This is a genomic window from Lentzea indica (assembly GCF_012184385.1).
GTDB classification, from domain to species: domain Bacteria; phylum Actinomycetota; class Actinomycetes; order Mycobacteriales; family Pseudonocardiaceae; genus Lentzea; species Lentzea indica.
Genome location: NZ_VSRL01000391.1, coordinates 1 through 5,691 on the forward strand (window position 1 = coordinate 1; position 5,691 = coordinate 5,691).

General features: G+C 69.8%; 7 protein-coding genes. 5 read left to right on the forward strand and 2 right to left on the reverse strand.

Annotated features, from left to right (window positions below):
- The 5 genes from FXN61_RS46670 to FXN61_RS46690 form a co-directional block, all read left to right on the forward strand.
- Positions 1-574 (forward strand): tetratricopeptide repeat protein (locus tag FXN61_RS46670; RefSeq protein ID WP_376770823.1); only part of this gene is annotated, 574 nt, incomplete at its 5' end.
- A complete protein-coding gene (locus FXN61_RS46675) occupies positions 574-903 on the forward strand; it encodes a hypothetical protein (RefSeq protein ID WP_167980224.1) in 330 nt (109 codons plus the stop codon). The genes FXN61_RS46670 and FXN61_RS46675, both read left to right, overlap by 1 nt.
- 80 nt (positions 904-983) lie before the next feature.
- A complete protein-coding gene (gene secD / locus FXN61_RS46680) occupies positions 984-3,104 on the forward strand; it encodes a protein translocase subunit SecD (protein WP_312878535.1) in 2,121 nt (706 codons plus the stop codon).
- 10 nt (positions 3,105-3,114) lie between these two features.
- On the forward strand, positions 3,115-3,486 hold the full coding sequence (locus FXN61_RS46685; protein ID WP_167980226.1) for a VOC family protein: 372 nt from the start codon (positions 3,115-3,117) through the stop codon (positions 3,484-3,486).
- Between the two features lie 12 nt (positions 3,487-3,498).
- On the forward strand, positions 3,499-4,659 hold the full coding sequence (locus FXN61_RS46690; protein ID WP_167980227.1) for a lactate 2-monooxygenase: 1,161 nt from the start codon (positions 3,499-3,501) through the stop codon (positions 4,657-4,659).
- A gap of 21 nt (positions 4,660-4,680) precedes the next feature.
- Here the strand turns inward: FXN61_RS46690 and FXN61_RS46695 are convergent, their stop codons facing one another.
- Both FXN61_RS46695 and FXN61_RS46700 read right to left on the reverse strand, forming a co-directional pair.
- The gene (locus FXN61_RS46695) at positions 4,681-5,457 is read right to left on the reverse strand and encodes an ESX secretion-associated protein EspG (RefSeq protein ID WP_167980228.1); all 777 of its coding nucleotides are present in this window, start codon (positions 5,455-5,457) and stop codon (positions 4,681-4,683) included.
- 9 nt (positions 5,458-5,466) lie between these two features.
- A complete protein-coding gene (locus tag FXN61_RS46700; protein WP_167980229.1) occupies positions 5,467-5,610 on the reverse strand; it encodes a hypothetical protein in 144 nt (47 codons plus the stop codon).
- Between the last annotated feature and the right edge of the window lie 81 nt (positions 5,611-5,691).

Consider the following 5,691-nt stretch of genomic DNA (forward strand, 5'->3'; position numbering starts at 1 on the left):
CGTTCGACTCGGCCCTGCACGCCTCCCAGCTCGCGCCCACCGAGGCGCGGGCGTCCAGGTGCTCGGCGACGCGGCCCTGCGCATGCGCGACTGGGGCACCGCCGAGCACGCCTACCGCACGGCGATCAAGCTCGACCCGTCCGACGCCGACTCCAAGGCGAACCTCGCGACCGTGCAACGCCGCCGTTCCGCGAAACCGCCCGCGCTGCTGCAGTTGAACAAGGTGCAGGTGTGGCGTGCGCTGCGCATGCTCTCGCTGCTGCTGATCGGCGGCGGGCTGCTGGCGCTGGTCGCGGGCATGCCACGGCCGACGCCCTACCTGGGGTTCTTCACGGGCGCACTGGCGCTGTGCTGCCTGGTCGTGGCGTTGCGGCTGCGTCCGTTCAAGCTGCTGTTCGGCCTGCGCAAGCTCGCCGTGACGGTGACGCTGCTCGCCGCCTCCGCCCTGATCCTGGTCGGGTGGACGGTCGCGTTGCTGTTCGGGGCCACCACGATGCAGCCACTTGTGCTTTCCTGGTTGTGCGCTGTCGTGGGGGGAGCGCTCGTCTACGTCGGGGGAGGCAGGAAGCGGTGATGCGTCGCAAGGCGGTCGCGCTCGCATTCCTGCTGTTCCTCGGGCAGCTGTTCATCGTCGCCGCGCCCGCCGAACCGGTGGCTGCCGCCGACGGCTCTGTCGTCCGGCACAGCCACGACTTCGCGAACCTGCCCGGCGCCGCGCCCAAGCCGCACAACCACCACGCCGCCCAGGTGCCGCAGGCCCAGCTGCCGATGGACGTGCCGCCGGTCGCGAAGCCCGCGCTGCCAGTGCGTTTCGTCGTCTCCTTCGCCCAGCGCGTCCACCGCACGCCCGACAGCATCCGCTGGACCCCGCAGCGGGACCGCTCGCCGCCTTCCGGTCGCTGAACCCGTTTCTCAGCAACCACTTTTCGTCCCGGAAGGCTCACTCACCCATGTCGCGCGACAACGCGCGACGGGGTCTCCTCGTGCGCGGTCTGATAGCGCTCGGGGTCCTCGTCGCATCCGCTTTTCTGCTGCTCACCACCGATCCCCGCCTCGGCCTCGACCTGCGAGGTGGAACCCAGATCGTCCTCGAGGCCCAAGGCGACTCCGACGCCGCCGACCGTTCCCTGGAAGTCCTGCGGCGCCGCGTCGACGCACTCGGCGTCGCCGAACCCGTGATCGCCCGTTCCGGCGAGAACCGCATCGTCGTCGAGCTTCCCGGCGTCCAGGACCCGGAGGAGGCCGTGAAGGTCCTGGGCCGCACCGCACAGCTCACCGTGCAGCGCAACGGCCAGACCGTCATGACCGGCGAAGGCATCTCGGACGCCACCTCCGTGCGCAACCCGCAGGGCGCGGGCTTCGTGGTCAACATCCAGTTCCAGGGCGACGCGCCCGGCAAGTGGCAGAAGGTCACCGGTGAGGCGGCCTGCGAACCGTCCGGCACGCCCGGCCGTCAGATCGCGTTCGTCCTGGACGGCAAACCCATCTCGTCACCCGAGGTCAGCCTCGACACGCCGTGCGGTGCCGGCCAGGCAGGTGGCGCCACCACGATCACCGGCCGGTTCTCCCAGGCGGAGGCCAAGGAACTCGCGCTGGTCATCCGTTCCGGCGCGCTGCCCGTGCCGGTCGAGGTGATCGAACAGCGGACTGTCGGCGCGACGCTGGGCGCGGAAGCCATCGAGGCCAGCGCCAAGGCCGCGATCATCGGCATCGCGTTGACCTCGGTGTTCCTGATCTTCGCTTACCGGCTCGCCGGCTTCCTGGCCGTGGTGGCTCTGGCCGGTTACGCGGGCGTCGCCTACGCGGGACTTCTGGCGGTGGGCGCGACGCTGACGTTGCCGGGCCTGGCCGGTTTCGTGCTGGCGATCGGCATGGCCGTCGACGCGAACGTCCTGATCTTCGAACGAGCCCGCGAGGAGTACGCCCGCAAACCCAACCTGCGTCGCGCCGCGGAAGGAGGTTTCCGCGGCGCGCTGAGCGCGATCGCCGACTCGAACGTGACGACGCTCCTGGCGGCAGGGTTGCTGTTCTGGCTGGCCACGGGCCCGGTTCGCGGCTTCGGCGTCACGCTGACCATCGGTGTTCTGGCGTCGATGTTCAGTGCGTTGGTCCTGTCGCGCGTGCTGGTGGTGTGGGTGCTCGGCACCCGGTTCGTCGCGAAGCGCCCTCGCCTGAGCGGCCTGCACACCCTCGGCTGGGTCCGGCAGCGACTGTCCGTGGTCCTGTACCGCCGGCCGTCGTTGTGGCTGATCAGCGCCGGTGTCCTGGTGCTCGTGGCTTTCGCCGGCCTGTTCGTGCGCGGCCTGAACCTGGGCGTCGAGTTCACCGGCGGTCGCATGCTCGACTTCGCCGCGGGCGGACCGGTCGACGCGGGCCGTGTGCGAACCGCCTTGTCCGACGCGGGTTTCCCGGACGTGGTCGTGTCGTCCTCCGGCAACGAGGTCTCCCTGCGCACGGGCCAGATCGACGACGCGCAGTCGTCCCGCATCGGCCAGGTCGTGTCCTCGGCCGTGGACGGCGGCGCGCGCCAGTCCAGCAACGAACTGATCGGCCCGTCGCTGTCGTCGGAACTGCGCCGCAACGCCGTGATCGGCCTGGCCATCGCGGTCATCGCCCAGCTCGGCTACTTGGCCGTGCGCTTCGACTGGCGCCTCGGCCTCGCCACGGTCGCCGCACTGCTCAGCGACGTCCTGGTGCTCATCGGCATCTTCGCGTGGATGGGCAAGACGGCCGACGGCGTGTTCCTCGCGGCCCTGCTGACCGTGATCGGCTACTCGGTCAACGACTCGGTGGTCGTGTTCGACCGCCTGCGCTCGTTGCGCGGCTCCCGGTTCTCGTCGCCCTATGCGGACGTGGTGTCCGACGCGGTGGTGCAAACCGTGCCCCGCACCGTGAACACCGGCATCGGCGTCCTGTTCGTGCTCTCGGCGCTGCTCGTCCTGGGTGACGGTTCACTGGCGAACTTCGCCACGGCGTTGTTGATCGGCCTGATCGCCGGCACGGCGTCCACAGTGGTCACCGCGGCCCCGGTGGCGCTCTGGCTGGAGTCGCGCTGGCCGAGGCGAGCGGTTTCCAAGAAGCGAACGGCGGCCGCACCGGCCTAGCGTCCTTCGCATGATCACTCATGCGCACTCGGTCACGATCAACGTTCGCGACCTCGACGAAGCGGTGTCGTTCTACGTGGACGTGCTGGGCTGGGAGAAGCGGCAGGACAGCAACGAGGCGGGCATGCGCTGGCTGACCGTCGCTCCTCCCGGCGCCAGTACGGCGTTCGCGCTGTCTCTGAACGACACGCCCAACGTGTCGTTCACGATGGGCTGCGGCATTTCGCTGATCACCGATGACATCGACGGTGACGTGGCTTTGTTCGAGCAGAAGGGGGTGCGGGTGAAGGCGGCGCCGGAGACCATGCCGTGGGGTGATCGGGCCACCTGGTTCAGCGACCCGTTCGGCAACGAGTTCTTCCTAGTGCAGCCGGCTTCGTAGCAAAGTAGGCGCATGACCTCATTCGCCGGGTACCAGAACGAGATCTACCTGCAGGGGCTCGGTGGCGCAGTGCCGCCGTTCACCACCGATCCGAACGCGCTGGAGCAGTCCGCGCGCGAGCGGCTAGGACCGGGACCGTTCTGGTACGTGGCGGGAGGCGCGGGCTCGGGTGCGACCGTGCGGGCGAACCGGGACGCGTTCGAGCGGGTGCAGATCGTGCCGCGGATGCTGACGAATGCGACCGAGCGGCACCTCGGCGTCAGCGTGCTGGGCACTGAGCTGCCTGCGCCGGTGGTGCTCGCACCTGTTGGCGTGCAGTCGATCCTGCACCCGGACGGCGAGCTGGCGACCGCGCGTGCGGCGTCCGACCTGGGTGTGCCGATGGTGCTGTCGACCGCGTCCTCACACACGATCGAGGAGGTCGCCGAGGCGGCCGGTGACGGGCCCCGCTGGTACCAGCTGTACTGGCCGAACGACCCGGATGTGTGTGCTTCGCTGCTGGACCGGGCGCGGAAGGCTGGTTTCACCGCGTTGGTCGTCACGCTCGACACGTGGACTCTGGCGTGGCGGCCGCACGACCTGGACCAGGCGTACCTGCCGTTCCTGCGCGGGGTGGGCACGGCGATTCCGTTCAGCGACCCGGTTTTCCGCGCTGGGCTGCAGAAGTCACCGGAGGAGGATCTGCCGATGGCGATCCTGCGGTGGGTGCAGCTCTTCACCGGCACCGACAAGTCGTGGGACCAGCTGGCGTTCCTGCGCGAGCACTGGGACGGGCCGATCGTCCTCAAAGGAATCCAGCACGCGGACGACGCACGCAAGGCCGTCGAGTTCGGAATGGACGGTGTCGTGGTGTCCAACCACGGCGGCCGCCAGGTCGACGGTGCGGTGGGGTCGCTGGACGCGTTGCCGTCGATCGTGGAGGCGGTGGGGGAGCAGGTCGACGTGCTGTTCGACTCCGGCGTCCGCACCGGCGCGGACATCGTGAAGGCGCTGGCGTTGGGGGCCAAGGCTGTGATGGTGGGGCGGCCCTACGCGTACGGGTTGGCGCACGGTGGTCAGGTCGGTGTGCGGCACGTGTTGCGGAGCTTGCTCGCGGACTTCGACCTGACGCTCGGGCTGTCGGGTCACCGCAGCCCGGCCGAGCTGGGCCCGGACGCGCTGCGGTTCGCCTGACGAACGACGCCCTGACTGTCCCTACGGCATCGTGGCGGTCATGCGTGCCAGCGTGCCGAAGTCGGCTGGCTGCACCCGCAGCCAGCCTTCGCTCTTGGCCGCGATGTACCGCCCGCTCTTCGTGTCGATGTACGTGAGCGGGCTGACGCAGCGTTGCTTGCGGCCGAGGTGGTCGCGCTTGGCCGAGTAGACCTGGCCACCACCGGTGCGCGGCTCGCTCATGATCTGCTTGAGCTGTGCGACCAGCTGGTCGTTCGGCGTGCTGGTCGGGCGGCTCTGCTGCATGAACGAGCCGGTGTCGTCGTACGTCTGCGGCTTCTGCTTCAGCGCGTCCTCCGGCAGCGTGATCGGGCTGCCCTTGCCCGCCGGCGCGGGCGGCAGAGCGCCAACCAGTGCCTGCGGTGCCTCGTCGGGGCGAACCGGTTCGAGCACGAACTGCTGGTCGGGCGTCAGCACGATCCGCAGCGCGTCCTGGCCGTTCGTCACGACCAGCACGCTCTGCTGCGGGCCGTCCTTCAGGCTGAAGAACGCCCAGTACTCAACGCCCGCCTCGACCACGAGCCTCAGCGCGTTCGCCAGGTCCGGGTGGACCTGGCTGCCGCGCGCGAGCCCGTACTGCTCGAGCTGCGCCCAGGCCGAACGCTGCAGCCGTTCGAGCTCGCTCAGGTCGCCCGACTCGAGGAGATCCTCGTCGAAGTCGACCTGGGTGAGCAGCGCACGGTGCAGCGACGGCAGACCCGCGGCCTGCCACGCCTGGTAGAGCGCTGTGACAGGGATGGCTACCCTGCTCCGCAGCACGATTCCCCCTTAACCGCCGATGACCGGCGGAGCCACCATTGTTCCGTCGCCGAAGATGTCCTCGGTCTCCTGCAGGTAGGACGCGGACTTGTGCTCCTTGTCCTCTTCACCCTCGCCGCGACCGGCACCGGCGCCCATACCACCGGCGCCCATGCCCGCCGCACCACCGCGGCCGGCAGCACCAGCGGCACCGGCACCCGTCGGGCCGAAGCCGCCACGACCTGTTCACCGGCC